The sequence below is a fragment of the Candidatus Delongbacteria bacterium genome (genome assembly GCA_041675285.1).
GTDB lineage: Bacteria > CAIWAD01 > CAIWAD01 > CAIWAD01 > CAIWAD01 > CAIWAD01.
In genome coordinates, this window is record JBAYTZ010000003.1 from 283,537 (window position 1) to 299,471 (window position 15,935).

A 15,935-nucleotide genomic window follows, 5' to 3' on the forward strand; every position below is an offset into this window, starting at 1 on the left:
AAGTGTGATATCAATAGTGGTATCATCGAATGCCCTCGATAGATGACATTCTGCGCGAGATGCGCGAACATCCCGGAGGGCAGCGATTTGCCGATCTCTGCCGGGTCTGCGATCACTATTTCGGGCCGGCTCGCCAGCAAGGCGGCAGCCATCGAGTCTATCGCACTCCGTGGGCGGGCGACCCGCGCGTGAACATTCAGGCAGAACATGGGACGGCCAAAGCCTACCAAGTCCGGCAGGTGCTGAAGGCACTGGACCGACTGGCCAAGGAGGCAGGCAATGAAAGTTGACAAGTACACCTACCGGGTCAGCTGGTCCGAGGAGGACGAACGGCACGTGGGCCTGTGCGTGGAGTTTCCCAGCCTGTCCTGGCTGGCGACCACGCCAGAAGCCGCGCTGAAGGGAATTCGCAAGCTGGTGGCCGACGTGGTGCTCGATCTTGGACAGGAGGGCGAACCGGTGCCTGAACCCTTGTCCGCCAAGATCTACAGCGGCAAATTCATGGTGCGTGTCCCGCCGGAAGTGCACCGGCAATTGGCCTTGGAGGCGGCTCTCCAGGGAGTCAGCTTGAATCGGCTGGCCAGCGCCAAGCTGGGCAGAATGTAAACGGCAACAGACTGACGATTGGGAAACCGGCCAGCAGGAGGCGTCATGGAGCTCACCCCCGTTCAGCAGGCATTCCTGGAAAAAGTGCGGAGCTTCGCCCAGGGCGAGGTGAAGGCGCGGGCCGCCGCCGTGGACGCCGCCGAGGCGTTTCCCGAGGACCTGGTGGGACGGTTGCGTGAGCTGGGTCTGCTGGGCATTCCCTACCCGCAGGCCGTGGGCGGCGCCGGGCTGGACACGGTCTGCTACGCCCTGGCGGTGGAGGAGATCAGCCGGGCCTGCGGTTCCACGGGCATCACCCTGGCCGCGCACACCAGCCTGGGCACCAACCCCATCTACCTGTTCGGCAGCGCGGAGCAGAAGGCCCACTGGCTGCCGCGCCTCTGCTCCGGCCAGACCCTGGGCGCCTTCGGCCTGACGGAGCCCGGCGCGGGCAGCGACGCCGGCGGCACGCGCACCCGGGCCGCGCGCACTCCGGGCGGCTGGGTCGTCAACGGCAGCAAGATGTGGATCACCAACGCGGCCTACGCCGACGTGCTGGTCTTCACCGCGCTGACGGACCGCGACAAGCGCGAGATCAGCTGCTTCCTGGTGGAGAAGGGCACGCCCGGCTACTCCATCGGCGCCTGCGAGAAGAAGCTGGGCCTGCGCGGCAGCGACACCCACGCGCTGGCCTTTGAGAATCTGCACCTGCCTGAGGACGCCCTGCTGGGCGAACTGGGCCAGGGCTTCCAGCAGATGTTGAAGACCCTGAACGGCGGCCGGATCTCCATCGGCGCCATGGCGCTGGGCCTGGCCCAGGGCGCGCTGGACGAGATCCTCGAGGTCTTCAAGGGCGTGACCCTGCGCCAGAGCCACGCCTTCTACGTGGCGGACATGGCCACGCGCATCCAGGCCGCCCGCCACCTGGTCTACGACGCCGCGCGCGCCAAGGACGCCGGCCGCGACTACGTCACCCTCTCCGCCATGGCCAAGCTCTTCGCCAGCGAAACCGCCAGCTGGTGCGCCGATCGCGCCATCCAAATCCTCGGCGCCGAAGGCTACACGCGCGCCCACGCCGCCGAGCGCATCTGGCGCGACGCCAAGCTCTGCGAAATCGGCGAGGGCACCAGCGAGATCCAGCGCCTGGTGATCAGTCGCAGGCTGCTGGAAGCGCGATAAGAATCGTAAAGAGAGTGAATGGTTAGAGCATATGATAGACTCTTGAAGATTAAGCTGATTAATCTGAAAGCAAATTCATGGGTGATGACTGGACAAGACTGGAAGTCGAAGCCGTCGTGGCTGACTACTTTTCCATGTTTGTTAAGGAACTCAAATTGGAGCCCTACAGCAAGTCGGCCCATCGACATGCTCTTGCCAAATTGTTGAAATCCAGATCAGATGGATCTATAGAGTTTAAACACCAGAATATTAGCGCGGTGTTGATAGATTTAGGATATCCATATATTGCAGGATACAAGCCGAAATTTAATTATCAACAATTACTGTTGGAAACAATCAAATCGTTGATCGCGTCTAACAAGTTGATTAATAAGACAGTAAGCCAATCTGTTGAAGCTCCCGCAATAAAATCTCAAACCACTGACATTCTTACTAGACTTGTTCTTGCGCCTGATCCACAAACTGTGAAATCTCGGCAATTAGTTGCGGAATTAAAACACAATTACGGCATAGCGACGAATTATCTTGAACGCGAGACGCGGAATTCTTCTCTCGGTTTAGCGGGTGAGGAGTTTGTGCTAGAGTTTGAGCGTGCTAGGCTTGTTGAATCAGGTCGTCTAAGTCTGGCGGATAAAATAGAGCACACATCTGTGACTGAAGGAGATGGGGTTGGATTCGATATTAGATCGTTTGAAATTAACGGAGCTGATAGGTTAATTGAGGTGAAAACAACAGCATACGGCAAGCAAACGCCATTCTTTGTTTCAAGAAATGAACTTAATGTGTCAAAAATCATGAAACCGCACTACCATGTGTTTAGAGTGTTTGAGTTTAGAAACGATCCGAAATTGTTTATTCTATCTGGATCAATTGAAGAGAGCTGCAAATTAGAAGCAGTTAGTTATGTGGCACGAATTGGATAAGTGATATTGAAACTTCTTGTTATGATTTGATGCAAGATGAATCTTAACACTTGCATGTAATATGAATAGTGAAAATGGGCAAGTGCAAAGCAACTTATCGACTGTATAGTTCGTCAAGTGTTAAGTAACGGCCTAAATAACTCCACTGGCACTCATCTTGGCTCCATTCATATTTTCGGAACTCGCGATCTCTTGAAATTTCGCAACGCACTGCGTAAATTTACGCAGTGAATTGGGAAAAGTGCCATGCTGATTGAGCGTCAACAACTTCCCCAGCTGGTAGAGCGCCTGCGCGAACCACGCCGCTTCATCCAGGTGGTGGCGGGACCGCGCCAAGTGGGCAAAACCACTCTGGCCCGCCAGGCGGCGGAAGCCTGCGGCCTGCCTTGGCGCTACGCCAGCGCCGACGAACCCACTCTGCGCGGTCCGGATTGGTTGGCCCAGCAATGGGAAGCCGCGCGGTTGGAGTGCGACGGCGCGGGCGCCCTGCTGGTGCTGGACGAAGTGCAGAAAATCAGCGGTTGGTCCGAGGCGGTGAAAGCCCTCTGGGACGAGGACAGCCGGCGTGCTTTGCCGCTGCGGGTGGTCATCCTGGGCTCCGCGCCCTTGCTGGTCCGGCACAGCTTGACGGAGAGCCTTGCCGGGCGCTTCGAGATCCTGCGCCTGCCCCATTGGTCGGCGTATGAAATGCGTCAGGCCTTTGGCTGGAGCATCGAACAGTCGATTTTCTACGGCGGCTATCCGGGCTCGGCGGCCCTGGTGGACGACTTTCCGCGCTGGGCGCGCTACATCCTCGATTCGCTGGTGGAGACCACCATCTCTCGCGACGTCCTGCTGCTCACCCGCGTGGACAAGCCGGCCCTGCTGCGCCGACTCTTCGAGCTGGGCTGCCGGCACTCCGGCCAGGAGCTTTCCTTCAACAGGATCTTGGGGCAGCTCCAGGATGCCGGCAATACCGGCACGCTGGCCCACTACTTGGATCTCCTGCGCGGCGCCGGCGTGTTGACCGGGCTGCCCAAGTACGCCGGGGCGGAACATCGGCGTCGTGCCGCCAGCCCCAAATTCCTGGTGTACAACACGGCCCTGCTCACGGCTCCTGCCGGCCGCCCCCTGGAAAACACCCGCGCGGACGGGCAAGCCTGGGGCCGGCTCGTGGAATCCGCCGTGGGTGCGTACCTGGCCAATGCAGAAGCCGTGGGCGACTGCGAACTGTTCTACTGGCGCGACGGGCATCACGAGGTGGATTTCGTGGTCCGCAGCCCAGCCGGGCTGAGCGCCATTGAAGTGAAAAGCAGCCGGCGCCGGGATCGCCTGCCGGGCATGGCGGCGTTTGCTGCGGCCTTTCCGTCCGCCCGTCGCTTGTTGGTCGGGGCCGACGGCATTCCAATTGAGGATTTCCTGTTGCAGCCAGTGTCCCATTGGCTGGGCCGTTAAAGCTGGCGCACCCGGCTCGGTGAGCCGGGGAATAAAATCTCCTTTGATGGTGCGAAAAGGAATTTGCTACCCTACATTAGAGCGTAGAGGGAATGTGTCCCGCAGCTCATCGGCCCGGCCGGTGGCCGCGCGGCGGCCCGGACCCTGGACTCGCGTTTTGCGGGTGCCCTTCGGGAGCCAATCGGGTTCCTGAGCCACCCATCATCTGTTTGGATTGGAGATCGAAATGAAGTTGTATGTGGGCAACATGGCCTTCTCGGTGACGGACTCCCAGCTCCGCACCGCGTTCGAGGCCTATGGTACCGTCGAAGAAGTGGCCGTCATCAGCGACCGTGACACGGGTCGCCCGAAGGGCTTCGCCTTCGTCACGATGCCCAACGCCCAGGAGGCCAACGCGGCCATCCAGGGCTTGAACGAGAAGGACCTCGACGGCCGCAATCTGCGCGTCAACGAGGCCAAGCCCAAGGCTGAAATGGGCAGCGGCGGGCGTTACTAGGCTCTGCCTGGCACCGGACCTGTTCCGGCGCATCAACGCTTCAGGGCCGTCGCGACTCGCTCGCGGCGGCCTTCTTCTTTGTGCCCTGGGCGGAATCGCGCGGCGGGAAAAAATTCCACGATTTTTCAGCCAGTGGTACAAACACGAGAAAAATTGTCCTACACTCATCCCCGGACTGCCTGTGGACCCAGCGATCGCGCCCGCCAGATTGGCTCTCGCACCTCCCTGGATCAACTGGACGGCACCTCCCGAGGATCTTCCCGGGATTGTTTTGCTGTGGGGTAGTTCACCGCCAACGGGCGATTCACACGCGTTTTTGGGTGCCTTGCGGGAGCCACGAGGGGTCCCGGGTCACCTTCACTGTTTGATTGGAGTGGACATGAAGATCTATGTGGGCAACATGGCCTTTTCGGTGACGGAGCCTCAGCTGCGCGCCGCCTTCGAGGCCTACGGCGTCGTTGAAGACGTGGCGGTCATCAACGACCGGGACACCGGCCGCCCGAAGGGCTTCGCCTTTGTCACCATGCCCAACGCGGCGGAGGCCACTGCGGCCATCAACGCGCTGAACGAGACGGACCTCGGCGGCCGCAATCTGCGCGTCAACGAAGCCCGTCCGCGCGAAGAGGGTCGTGGCGGCGGCAGCGGCGGCGGCGGCGGTGGCCGCAATCGCTGGTAGCACCGGCACACACGTTCGTCCGCTGATTCAGCGGGCGGGCAGGCTGGATTGGCGCCGCCGGGATTCGTTCCCGGCGGCGTTTTTCGTTCCCGGCCGGGCGGCGGCGGGTTCCCTCGCCCCCCAAGCAATGCCAACTTGCGCCTGACAGCCGGCCGCCTCCCCGCGGCTGGAGTAAATCGCCCAGCACAGCAACGGAGCCTCGCATGAAAGGCGAATTGACCGCCATCATCGAACCGTCGGTCGATGGTGGTTTTTGGGCCTTGTGTCCTGAAGTCCCCGGCGCCAACGGGCAGGGCGAAACCGTGGCTGAGGCAAAGGAAAGTCTGCGCCTGGCCGTGGCGCTGATCCTGGAGGACCGCCTGGAGGATTTCCTGCGCGGCCTGCCGGCGGAAGCCATTCGGGAACCGTTGGTGATCCGGTGAAGAGACTCGATCTGGAGCGTCGACTGCGCCAGGCGGGCTGCATCCTCAAGCGACAGGGTGCCCAACACGCATTGTGGGTCAATCCGCACAACGGCACAATGGAAGCGGTTCCCCGTCACTCTGAGATCAAGGAAGAACTGGCGCGCAAGATTCTAAGAAGTCTGGGCGCCGCTTGACTCCCGCTGACCATTCCCGGCTTGCGGGTCGCGTGTTTCCCTTCGGCGAAGCCCACGAACTGGATTTCGGCCGCCTGCTCATCCAGCGCGCCAACGGCGGCCGCCTGCTGCTGCCGGTGGCGCCCTGCCTGTTGCGCCTGACGCAGCGGGTGGTGCTGGTGGACGCCGGTCTCGATCCCGGCCTGGCCGACCGGGTGGAGGGCGTGGAGTGGCAGCGGCCCGCCCGGGACCTGGCGGCCCAGCTGGAAACGCTGGGACTGACCCTGGACGACGTGGGCGACGTGGTGTTGACGCACCTGCACGACGACCACGGCGGCGGGGTCTTCGACCGGCGGCGCGAGGCGCCCGTCTTTCCCAACGCCCGTCTGCACGTGCAGGAGCTGGCGCTCTGGCAGGGTCTGGACCGCGCGGCCCGGGGCGGCGAGCGCTTCGTCTCCCCCGTGCTGCTGGACTGGCTGCTGCAGACGCCCCTGGCGGTGCATCACCACGGGGATTGGCGGCTCTGCGAGGAACTGGCCGTGACCCACACGGGCGGCCACACGCCGGGCCACCAGATCGCGCTGGCGGGCGAGGGCCTGCTGCGCCGGGTGGAGGATCCCGCCGGCGGCGAGGAGCGCCTGCATTGGCAGCCCGCCGGGGACGGCCACGGCGACCTGCTGCTGGGCGGCGACCTGCTCTCGCTCAAGGCCTGCTTCCACCCCGACTTCCGCACCTCGTCCGACGTGGAGCCGGAGCGGGCGCGGGCGCGGCGGGCGGATCTGGGCGCGGCGGCGGTGCGCGGCCTGGTCTGCTACTTGTATCACGGAACCCCGGGACGGCGCTTTTGGCGGCCGGAATCCCGTTCCCCGGACCCGCAATCGTGAATCTGGCGCCGGCCCGGAGGCCGGCGGCGAGCAGCAATCGGAGGGCAGATGAAGCAAGTGGTGATCGTGGCCGCGGCGCGCACGCCGATCGGCTCCTTCAACGGGGCGCTGGCCTCCGTTCCGGCCCCGCGCCTGGGCGCCGTGGTGGTGGCGGAAGTGCTGAAGCGCGCCGGCGTCCGGCCGGAACTGGTGGACGAGGTGATCCTGGGCAACGTGCTGCCCGCTGGCGAAGGCCAGGCCCCCGCGCGCCAGGCGGCGATTTTCGCTGGCCTGCCCGAGCACGTGGCCTGCACCACGGTCAACAAGGTCTGTGGCAGCGGGCTGAAAAGCGTGATGCTGGCCGTCCAGGCCATCCAGTCCGGCGACGCCGAAGTGGTGGTGGCCGGCGGGATGGAGAACATGAGCCAGGTGCCCTACTACCTGCCCGAGGCCCGCAACGGCCTGCGCCTGGGCCACGGCAAGGTGCTGGACGGCCTGGTGCACGACGGACTCTGGGACGTCTACAACAACTTCCACATGGGCAACGCGGCGGAGATCTGCGCCCGGGAGATGAGCATCAGTCGCGAAGACCAGGACGCCTTCGCCGCCGAGAGCTACCGGCGCAGCCAGGCGGCCATCGCGGCCGGCGCCTTCAAGCGCGAGATCGTGCCCGTGCCCGTGCCGCAGCGCAAGGGCGATCCGCTCTTGGTGGACACGGACGAGGAGCCCGGCAAGGGCCGGATCGACAAGCTGGCGGGGCTGAATCCGGCCTTCGAGAAGACCGGCACGGTGACCGCGGGCAACGCCAGCAGCATCAATGACGGCGCCGCCGCCGTGCTGCTGATGAGCGCCGACAAGGCCCGCGAATTGGGACTGAAGCCCCTGGCGCGCGTCGTGGCCCACGCGGGCGCGGCCCAGAAGCCGGAGTGGTTCACCACCGCGCCGGCGGCCAGCATCCGCAAGGCCCTGGACAAGGCCGGCCTGGCCCTCTCCGACATCGACCTCTTCGAGATCAACGAGGCCTTCAGCGTGGTGAGTTTGGCCAACGAGCGCCTGCTGGAGCTGGATCCGGCCAAGGTGAACCCGCGCGGCGGGGCCGTCAGCCTGGGGCATCCCATCGGCGCCAGCGGCGCGCGCGTGCTGGTGACCCTGCTCCACGAGCTGGAGGATCTGGGCCAGCGGCGCGGGCTGGCCAGCCTGTGCATCGGCGGCGGCGAGGCGGTGGCGTTGATCGTGGAACGGGAGATCTAGAGATGAAGAGCGATTGTATCACGGTGGTCGGCGCGGGGACCATGGGCAACGGCATCGCCCACGTGGCGGCCAAAGCCGGTTTCCAGGTGTGGCTGGTGGACGTGAGCGAGGTCGCCCTGCAGAAGGGCCTGGCCGCCATCCAGGGCAACCTGTCCCGCGAGGTGAAGAAGGAAAAGATCAGCCAGGCCGACGCGGACGCGGCCTTGGCGTGCATCCAGGGCAGCACGGAGCTGGCCCGGGCGGCGGACTCCTTCCTGGTGGTGGAGGCCGCCACGGAGAACAAGGCCGTCAAGCTCGAGATCTTCCGCCAGTTGGCCGCCGTGACAGCGCCGGAGGCCGTGCTGGCCAGCAACACCAGCAGCATCTCCATCACGGAGATCGCCACGGCCACGGGCCGCCCGGCCCAGGTCATCGGCATGCACTTCATGAACCCCGTGCCCATGATGAAACTGGTGGAGGTGATCCGCGGGCACGACACCAGCGAGGCCACTCTGGCGCTCGTGCTGGATGTCTGCGCCAAGCTGGACAAGACGCCGCTGGCCAGCGAGGACTACCCGGGCTTCGTGGCCAACCGCATCCTGATGCCCATGATCAACGAGGCCGTCCAGACCTTGATGGAGGGTGTGGCCACGCGCGAGGCCATCGACGGGATCATGAAACTGGGCATGGCCCATCCCATGGGGCCGCTGACCCTGGCTGACTTCATCGGCCTGGACGTCTGCCTGGCCATCCTGGAGGTGCTGCACCAGGGTCTGGGAGATCCCAAGTACCGGCCCTGCCCGCTGCTGCGCAAAATGGTGGCCGCCGGCCACCTGGGCCGCAAGACGGGGCGTGGCTTCTACGAGTATTGATATCCCTCACGCAGCTGATGCGCACAGGGGAGAGCCGTCGCAACGGAACCAGTCACGCAGGAGACGCCATGGAATTCGCGCTCAATGAACAGCAACAGTCCGTGCGGGAATTGGCCCGGCGCTACGCCCAGGACCGGCTGCTGCCCGGCATGCAGACCCGCGAGGAGGCCGCGGCCGTGGACGGCGACTGGCCCGACCTGAGCCGGGAGCGGGCCGGCCTGTTCGAGCAGGGCTTCGGCGGCATGCTGCTGCCCGAGGACGAGGGCGGACTGGGGCTGGATCACCTGAGCTTCTCTCTGGCGCTGGAGGAGTTGTCCCGGGTGGATCCCTCCATGGGCCAGCTGCTTTCCAACCACAACGCGCTGGGCGTGGGCTGGATGCGCCACGCCGCGCCGCGCCTGCGCGAGGCCTGGCTGCCCCGGCTGGCCGCGGGCCAGGCTCTGGCGGCCTGGACGCGGATGGACGACCTGCAGCAGCCGCTGCTGGCCGTGGAGCAGGACCCCTTTCTCGTGCTGAACGGCGTCAAGCGCATGGTGACCGCGGGCGCCATCGGCGACCTGCTGCTGGTGAGCGCCCAGTTGGACGGCCGGCGCGTGCTGATGGCCCTCCAGGCCGCCACGGAGGGCGTGAGCCGCGCCCGCGAGCCCAAGAGCCTGGGCCTGCGCGGGGCGGGTATCGGGCGGGTGGAGTTCCGCGACGTGCGTGTGGACGAGGAGGCCCGGCTGGACACGCGGACCAGCGGCAAGGGCCTCATGCTGATCCGCGCCACGGCCTCGCTGGGCTGGGCCTCGGTGGCGCTGGGGATCATGGAGGGCAGCGCCCGGCTGGCCCAGGACTACGCGGGCCAGCGCGAGCAGTTCAACCGCACCATCGACCAGTTCGAGGCCGTGCGCTTCAAACTGGTGGACATGCAGGTCAAGCTGGAGGCCACCCGCAGCCTGGTCTGGCGCGCCGCCGCCGCCGCCGACGCGGGCCAGCCCACCGAGTTCGCCCGCCTGGCGGATCTGGCGCGGCTGATGGGGGCCGAGGGCGCGGGCTTCTGCGGTCGGGAATGCGTGCAGATCCACGGCGGCTACGGCTACTCGCGCGAGTATCACGCGGAGCGCTTCATGCGCGACGCCCGGGGAATGGAACTGGTGGGCGGCGGCGTGGAGAACCTGCGCGAAGCCGTGGCCGGCCAGTGGCTGGGCCTCGGCCAGACCAGTCTGAGCTGAGCAGCCAGAGCCGAAAGCACCTTCAGGCCAAGGGGTGCCCGAGACGCCTGCTCGGGGATCCCCTTGGCATTCCCTACGTTTTCGGCCATCAATTGTCAGACGGTGCGCGGAGGTGATCTGTGATATCCCGGCGAGCGGCGCGAGAAACGGCGGTGCTCATTCTTTACGCCCAGCAGTCCAGTGGGCTCCCCTTAAGTGAAGTGATGGACCGGGTGCGCATCCTGCAGCGCAAGGTGGAACTGGACCTGGAGGTGGGCGACGCGCTGCCCGCCAACGAGCTGGACCGGGATTCCGTCTACGCGATCTTCCTGCGCAACATCGTGTTGAAGACCATCCGGGACACGGAGGTCATCGACGACATCATCGCCCAGCGCGCCCACAAGTGGGATCTGGAGCGCATCGCCCGCCTGGATCGGATCATCCTGCGCATCGGCATCGCCGAGATGCTGCACTTCCCCGACATCCCGGAAAAGGTCTCCATCAACGAGGCCATCGAGATCGCCAAGAAGTACTCCACCGAGAACAGCGGGAAGTTCGTCAACGGCATCCTCGACTCCGTCAAGAGCGACATGGCCGAGCTGCGCCAGAAGTACGCCGACGAGGCATGAGTCCCGCTTCCTCCACGACGCCCTGCCTGATGATCGTGGCCGGTGAGGCCTCGGGGGACCAGATCGCCGCCCGGGCGGTGACCTGCCTGCGGACGCTAAGTCCGCGCACGCGCGTGCTGGCGGTGGGCGGACCTGCCCTGACCGCCGCAGGCGCCGAGCTGGTCGCGCCGATGGAGTCCCTGGCCGTGATGGGCCTCAAGGACGTGCTGCTGCGCCTGCCCGTCATCTGGTGGACCTGGCGCAAACTGCGCCGCGCCATCCGCCGGGAACGGCCCCAGCTGCTGGTGCTGGTGGACGCGCCGGGCTTCAACCTGCGGCTGGCCCGCGCCGTGCGCGCCGAGGTGCCGCGCCTCGTCTACTACATCAGCCCCAAGTACTGGGCCTGGAAGGCCGGCCGGCTGGAGAGCGTGGCCCGCCAGACGGATCGCCAGGCCCTGATCTTCCCCTTCGAGGAGGCGGACTACCGGCGCGTGGGCGGGCATCCGCTCTTCGTCGGACATCCCGTGCTGGATCTGGTGGACCACGCGCCCGAGCGCGAGGCCGCCCGGGCGGCGCTGGGACTGACCCCCGGCGAGACCGTGCTGGGCCTGTTCGCCGGCAGCCGGCCCGGCGAGCTGCGCCGCCACCTGCCCCTCCTGCGCGACTGCGCTTCCGTGCTGGCCGACCAGCCCCTGCGCCTCGTCCTGCAGATCCCCGAGCGCATCCAGGCCCGCGAGCTGGTGCGATCGGCGGGTTTCCCGGGCAACGTGCGCGTGGTGGAGGGTCGCTTCCACGAGATGCTGCGCGCCGCCGACCTGGGCCTGGTGGCCAGCGGCACGGCCAGCCTGGAGGCCGCCGTGCTGGGTCTGCCGCACCTGGTGTATTACAAACTCGACGAGCTGGCCGCCTGGCTGGCCGAGCGGATCGTCAAGGCGCCCTACGCCTCCCCCGTCAACCTGGCCGCGGGCCGCGAGCTGGTGCCCGAGCTGCTCAACCGGCGGGCCAGCGGCGTGCTGATGGCGGACTGGGTGGTGCGCAGCCTGCGCCAGGGCGGGTTGGCCGCGGCCGGCGACGAGCTGGCCCGTGTGACACGGGAGAATCTGGGCGGGCCCGGCGCCTCCCAGCGGGTGGCCGAGCTGCTGCTGGAGGAGCTGCGGACGGCGGGAGTCCAGCCGTGAACCTCAAGACCCTGCGGCGCCGGGCGGTGGCCTGGCTGGCCGTGCAGGCCGGCTGGCTGCTGCTGCGGTTCCTGCACGCGCTGGTGCGGGTCACGCCCGTGGGGCGCGAGCATTTGGAGCAGGCCCGGCGCGCGGGGCGCAGCGTGCTCATCGCGCTCTGGCACGGACGCATCCTGCTGCCCATCCTGGAACACCGCCACCAGGGCATCATCCCGATGATCTCCCTCTCCCGGGACGGCGAGATGATCGCCCGCACGGTGGAGAAACTGGGCTACGGCACCGTCCGCGGCTCCAGCTCCCGCGGGGGCCGGGACGCCATGCTGGCCATGGCCGCCCAGCTGCGGCAGCCGGGGACGGTCTGCGCCATCATGCCCGACGGGCCGCGCGGGCCGCGCCACGAACTGAAACCCGGCGTGGTGCTCATTGCCCGCGAGAGCGGCGCGCTGATCATCCCCATGTCCTGGGGCTGCCCCAAGCCCATCCGCTTCAACAGCTGGGACCGCTTCCAGCTCTGGCGACCCTTCGGCCGGGCTGTGGTGCTCTACGGCGAGCCCATCGCCTGCCCGCCGGAGGGCGAGGTGGACGAGCAGTGCGCGCTTGTGCGCGAGGCCCTGCTGCGCCTGGAGGCCGAGGCCGACGCCTGGGTGCCGGACGGGGCGCGGAGCCATGCGTAGTCCCCTGGCCCGGGGACTCTCCCTGCCCTGGGGAGGCCTGATGGCCCTGCGGCGGCGGGCCAGCCACGCCGGCTGGCTGGCCTCGGCCGGCGTCGCCATTCCCGTGGTCAGCGTCGGCAACCTGAGCCTGGGCGGCACGGGCAAAAGTCCGCTGATCCGCTCGCTGGCCCGCGCGCTGCTGCAGGGCGTTCCCCACGAACTCAGCCCGCTGCTGCCCGCGCTGGGACTCCCCGTGGCGATCCTTTCCCGCGGCTACGGCCGGGCCAGCCGCGGCTGGCGCCTGGTCTCCCGGGGCGAGGGCCCGCTGCTGGAGGTGGAGGAGGCCGGTGACGAGCCCCTGATGCTGGCCCGCCAGCTGCCCGGGGCCTGGGTGGCGGTCTGCGAGGATCGCCGGGCGGGAGCCCGGCGGCTGGTGGAACTGGGTGCGGGCGGCATCCTCTTGGACGACGGCTATCAGCACCTGGCCCTGCGCCGGGATCTCGATCTGCTGCTCTGGGACTGCCAGGTGGATCCGGCCCGGGAGTGCGTGCTGCCTTTCGGGCGTCTGCGCGAGAATCCCGCCGCCGCGCTGGACGCCGGCGTGCTGCTCTTCGGTCGACCCTCGCCGCGCCTGCTGGCCGCGCGGCTGGACTGGTTTCGCGGGCTGTTCCGGCAGGCCGGGCGCCCCTTCCCCCCCGCCTTCGCCGTGGAGAGTTCGCTGGCCGGCCTGACGGATCCCGCCACGGGCCGCCCCCACAGCCCCGCCGGGCTGGGCCGCCACGGCCTGTTCTGCGGCATCGCGGCGCCCGAGCGCTTCCTGGAGCAGGCCGAACGCCTGCTGGGCGCGCCGGCCTGGTCGCGCTGCTGGGGCGACCACCACGACTTCACCGAAGCAGATTTGGAAACTCTGCGCCGGGCCGTGCGCGAGCAGCGGCTGGGTCGGCTGGTCACCACCTGGAAGGACGCCGTGCGCCTGCCTGCGCAGCACGGGCTGCCCCTGCTGGTGGCCGAGCAGGAGCTTCGCATCCAAGCGGCCGACCTGTATCTTCAGCGCCATGAGTGACACGTCCCCAGCCCGGCCGCCGGAGCGGACCGACTTCCTCGTCATCGGCAGCGGCATCGCCGGGCTCAGTTTCGCCCTCAGCGCGGCCGGGCACGGCCAGGTGCTGCTGCTCACCAAATCGGAACTACTCAACACCAGCACCAACCGCGCCCAGGGCGGGATCGCCAGCGCGCTGGGCGACGAGGACAGTTTCGTCCAGCACGAGCGCGACACCCACGCTGCCGGCGACGGGCTGTGTCACGCGGACGCCGTCTCGCTGATCGTCCGCGAAGGACCCGAGAGCATCCGCTGGCTGATGTCCCACGGCACGCGCTTCACGGTTGGGGACGACGGCAGCCTGCACCTGGGCCGCGAGGGCGGCCACGCACACCACCGGATCGTCCACGCCCGCGACCTGACGGGCGCCGAGATCGAGCGCGCGCTGCTGGAGGCCGCCCGCGAGCATCCGCGCATCACCCTGATGCCGCATTGGATGGTGGTGGACCTGATCACGCGCCACCAGTACCTGGACGAGGGCCGCGGCGACGGCGGTCCGTGTCACGGCGCCTACGTCATGCCCGTCCGCGATCCGGCGGAGCGCTTTCCCGTGCGGCGCGTGCTGGCGCGGGCCACGGTGCTGGCCACCGGGGGCAGCGGGCAGATCTACCGCCACACCACCAACCCGGAAGTGGCCACCGGCGACGGAACCGCGCTGGCCTGGCGGGCCGGCGCGCGGCTGGCGAACCTGGAGTTCTTCCAGTTCCATCCCACCAGCCTGGCCTTGCCCGAGGCGCAGAACTGGCTGATCTCCGAGGCCCTGCGCGGCCACGGGGCGCGGCTGGTGGACGCCGCCGGCCGGCGGGTGATGGAGGGCAAGCATCCCATGCTCGAGCTGGCGCCGCGGGACGTGGTGGCGCGCGGCATCGACCAGGTGATGAAGGCCCAGGGCACGGACCACGTCTTCCTGGACGCCACGCACCTGCCCGCCGCCGAGCTGCGCGCGCAGTTCCCCAACATCCACCAGCACTGCCTGGCACTGGGGCTGGACATCACGCGGGATCCCATTCCCGTGGTGCCCGCGGCGCACTACCAGTGCGGCGGCGTCTGGACGGACCTGGACGGCCGCACCAGCCTGCCCGGGCTCTACGCCGTGGGCGAGGCGGCCTTCACGGGCGTGCACGGCGCCAACCGGCTGGCCTCCAACAGCCTGCTGGAGGCCGTGGTCTACGCCCGGCGCGCCGCCGCCGCCGTGGGCCGGGACGAGCTGCCCGAACCGCCCGCGGAGCGCGTCGCCCCCTGGGACAAGTCCGGCACCTACGATCCGGAGGAGTGGGTGGTGGTGCAGCACGACCGCGACGAGATCCGCGGCCTGATGTGGGACTACGTGGGCATCGTGCGCAGCCGCCCGCGGCTGGAGCGGGCCCAGTCGCGCCTGGCGCTCATCTCCCGCGAGATCGAGCAGTACTACCGCCGCACCAGTCTGCGCCCCGGGCTGATCGAACTGCGCAACATGGTGGCCGCCGCGCGCCTCTCCGTAGGCTGCGCGCTCTTCCGCGAGGAATCCCGCGGCCTGCATTTCCGGCTGGACTTCCCCGACCGCGACGACGCCACCTGGGCCGTCGACACGCTGCTGGAGCGTGACGGGGAAGGCAAGCCCCGGCTCTGGCGGGGCTGAAACGCTTCCCTGACCCACGTGGCGCCGTCGCCGCCGGACCGTCGTCCGCTAGTTGGACTTCTCCTGCGCCGCCTTCTTCAGTTTCTCATTGGCCATGATCGCCACTTCCACCCGCCGGTTCGCCTGCTTGCCGCCGGCCGTGCTGTTGTCGGCCACCGCCTGGGATTCGCCGTAGCCGATGGTGCTCATCCGCGCTCCCGTGACGCCGTTCTGCGCCAGCATGTGCGAGACAGCCCCGGCGCGCCGCTCGGAGAGCGACTGGTTGTGCGACTCCGAACCGTCGGAGTCCGTGTGCCCCTCGATCAGGATGTTCGTGTCGGGGTACTTGTTGAGGATCTCGGCCAGCTGCCTCAGGTTGGCCTGGGCCACCGGCTGGAGGTCGGACTTGTCCACCGCGAACAGGATGCCCGAGGCGAAGGTGATCTTGATCCCCTCGCCGACTCGCTCGACGGTGGCCCCCTCCAGATCGCGCTCGATCTCCGCCGCCTGCTTGTCCATGTAGTTGCCGATCACCGCGCCGGCGGCCCCGCCCACGGCCGCCCCGATGATCGCGCCCATGGCCGTGTTGCCGGACTGCTTGCCGATCACGGCGCCTGCCGCTGCTCCGCCACCCGCCCCGAAAATGGCGCCCTTCTGCGCGCGGGTCAGCCCGCACCCGGCAAAGACGCCGGCCACCACGACGGCGGCCAGCACGGACATCATCAACCTTCTCATGACTTCATCCCCTTGTTGGACCTGTGTGCAACCCGAT

19 protein-coding genes are annotated in these 15,935 nt (G+C 67.5%); 18 read left to right on the forward strand and 1 reads right to left on the reverse strand.

The genetic code is table 11. From position 1 onward, the window contains the following. The first annotated feature begins 59 nt into the window (after positions 1–59). From WC326_04685 to nadB, 18 genes are all read left to right on the forward strand, one after another. Positions 60–290 (forward strand): toxin HicA, encoded by a 231-nt coding sequence (locus WC326_04685; GenBank protein ID MFA7330352.1) that lies wholly within the window; start codon positions 60–62, stop codon positions 288–290. After that, a complete protein-coding gene (locus WC326_04690) occupies positions 280–606 on the forward strand; it encodes a toxin-antitoxin system HicB family antitoxin (protein MFA7330353.1) in 327 nt (108 codons plus the stop codon). Before WC326_04685 ends, WC326_04690 begins: the two co-directional genes overlap by 11 nt. 45 nt (positions 607–651) lie before the next feature. Continuing rightward, positions 652–1,764: an acyl-CoA dehydrogenase family protein gene (locus WC326_04695; protein ID MFA7330354.1), complete on the forward strand. Its 1,113-nt coding sequence runs from the start codon at positions 652–654 to the stop codon at positions 1,762–1,764. A gap of 77 nt (positions 1,765–1,841) precedes the next feature. After that, positions 1,842–2,687, forward strand: coding sequence for a DUF3883 domain-containing protein (locus WC326_04700; GenBank protein MFA7330355.1), 846 nt, complete (start codon positions 1,842–1,844; stop codon positions 2,685–2,687). Between the two features lie 246 nt (positions 2,688–2,933). Further along, complete coding sequence (locus WC326_04705; protein MFA7330356.1) at positions 2,934–4,121, forward strand: ATP-binding protein; 1,188 nt, start codon at positions 2,934–2,936, stop codon at positions 4,119–4,121. Between the two features lie 226 nt (positions 4,122–4,347). Continuing rightward, complete coding sequence (locus tag WC326_04710; GenBank protein MFA7330357.1) at positions 4,348–4,617, forward strand: RNA-binding protein; 270 nt, start codon at positions 4,348–4,350, stop codon at positions 4,615–4,617. A gap of 379 nt (positions 4,618–4,996) precedes the next feature. Further along, positions 4,997–5,293, forward strand: a complete 297-nt coding sequence (locus WC326_04715; protein MFA7330358.1) for an RNA-binding protein — start codon at positions 4,997–4,999, stop codon at positions 5,291–5,293. A 203-nt stretch (positions 5,294–5,496) separates the two neighbouring features. Beyond that, complete coding sequence (locus WC326_04720) at positions 5,497–5,715, forward strand: type II toxin-antitoxin system HicB family antitoxin (GenBank protein MFA7330359.1); 219 nt, start codon at positions 5,497–5,499, stop codon at positions 5,713–5,715. After that, positions 5,712–5,891, forward strand: a complete 180-nt coding sequence (locus WC326_04725; GenBank protein MFA7330360.1) for a type II toxin-antitoxin system HicA family toxin — start codon at positions 5,712–5,714, stop codon at positions 5,889–5,891. The genes WC326_04720 and WC326_04725 overlap by 4 nt, the downstream gene beginning before the upstream one ends. 32 nt (positions 5,892–5,923) lie before the next feature. After that, complete coding sequence (locus WC326_04730; protein ID MFA7330361.1) at positions 5,924–6,754, forward strand: MBL fold metallo-hydrolase; 831 nt, start codon at positions 5,924–5,926, stop codon at positions 6,752–6,754. Between the two features lie 48 nt (positions 6,755–6,802). Continuing rightward, the gene (locus tag WC326_04735; GenBank protein ID MFA7330362.1) at positions 6,803–7,984 is read left to right on the forward strand and encodes an acetyl-CoA C-acetyltransferase; all 1,182 of its coding nucleotides are present in this window, start codon (positions 6,803–6,805) and stop codon (positions 7,982–7,984) included. A gap of 2 nt (positions 7,985–7,986) precedes the next feature. Further along, positions 7,987–8,835, forward strand: a complete 849-nt coding sequence (locus WC326_04740) for a 3-hydroxybutyryl-CoA dehydrogenase (GenBank protein ID MFA7330363.1) — start codon at positions 7,987–7,989, stop codon at positions 8,833–8,835. A 68-nt stretch (positions 8,836–8,903) separates the two neighbouring features. After that, entirely contained in the window at positions 8,904–10,049 is a 1,146-nt protein-coding gene (locus tag WC326_04745) for an acyl-CoA dehydrogenase family protein (GenBank protein MFA7330364.1), read from the forward strand. Between the two features lie 119 nt (positions 10,050–10,168). Further along, positions 10,169–10,657 (forward strand): transcription antitermination factor NusB, encoded by a 489-nt coding sequence (nusB, locus tag WC326_04750; protein ID MFA7330365.1) that lies wholly within the window; start codon positions 10,169–10,171, stop codon positions 10,655–10,657. Beyond that, positions 10,654–11,814 carry a lipid-A-disaccharide synthase gene (gene lpxB, locus WC326_04755; protein MFA7330366.1) on the forward strand — a complete coding sequence of 387 codons (1,161 nt, stop codon included), beginning with the start codon at positions 10,654–10,656 and terminating at the stop codon, positions 11,812–11,814. The genes nusB and lpxB overlap by 4 nt, the downstream gene beginning before the upstream one ends. After that, entirely contained in the window at positions 11,811–12,488 is a 678-nt protein-coding gene (locus tag WC326_04760) for a lysophospholipid acyltransferase family protein (protein MFA7330367.1), read from the forward strand. The genes lpxB and WC326_04760 overlap by 4 nt, the downstream gene beginning before the upstream one ends. Further along, a complete protein-coding gene (gene lpxK / locus WC326_04765; protein MFA7330368.1) occupies positions 12,481–13,530 on the forward strand; it encodes a tetraacyldisaccharide 4'-kinase in 1,050 nt (349 codons plus the stop codon). The genes WC326_04760 and lpxK overlap by 8 nt, the downstream gene beginning before the upstream one ends. Further along, positions 13,523–15,184: an L-aspartate oxidase gene (gene nadB / locus WC326_04770; protein MFA7330369.1), complete on the forward strand. Its 1,662-nt coding sequence runs from the start codon at positions 13,523–13,525 to the stop codon at positions 15,182–15,184. The genes lpxK and nadB overlap by 8 nt, the downstream gene beginning before the upstream one ends. Positions 15,185–15,232: 48 nt before the next feature. Here the strand turns inward: nadB and WC326_04775 are convergent, their stop codons facing one another. Next, positions 15,233–15,898: an OmpA family protein gene (locus WC326_04775; protein MFA7330370.1), complete on the reverse strand. Its 666-nt coding sequence runs from the start codon at positions 15,896–15,898 to the stop codon at positions 15,233–15,235. Positions 15,899–15,935 lie beyond the last annotated feature (37 nt).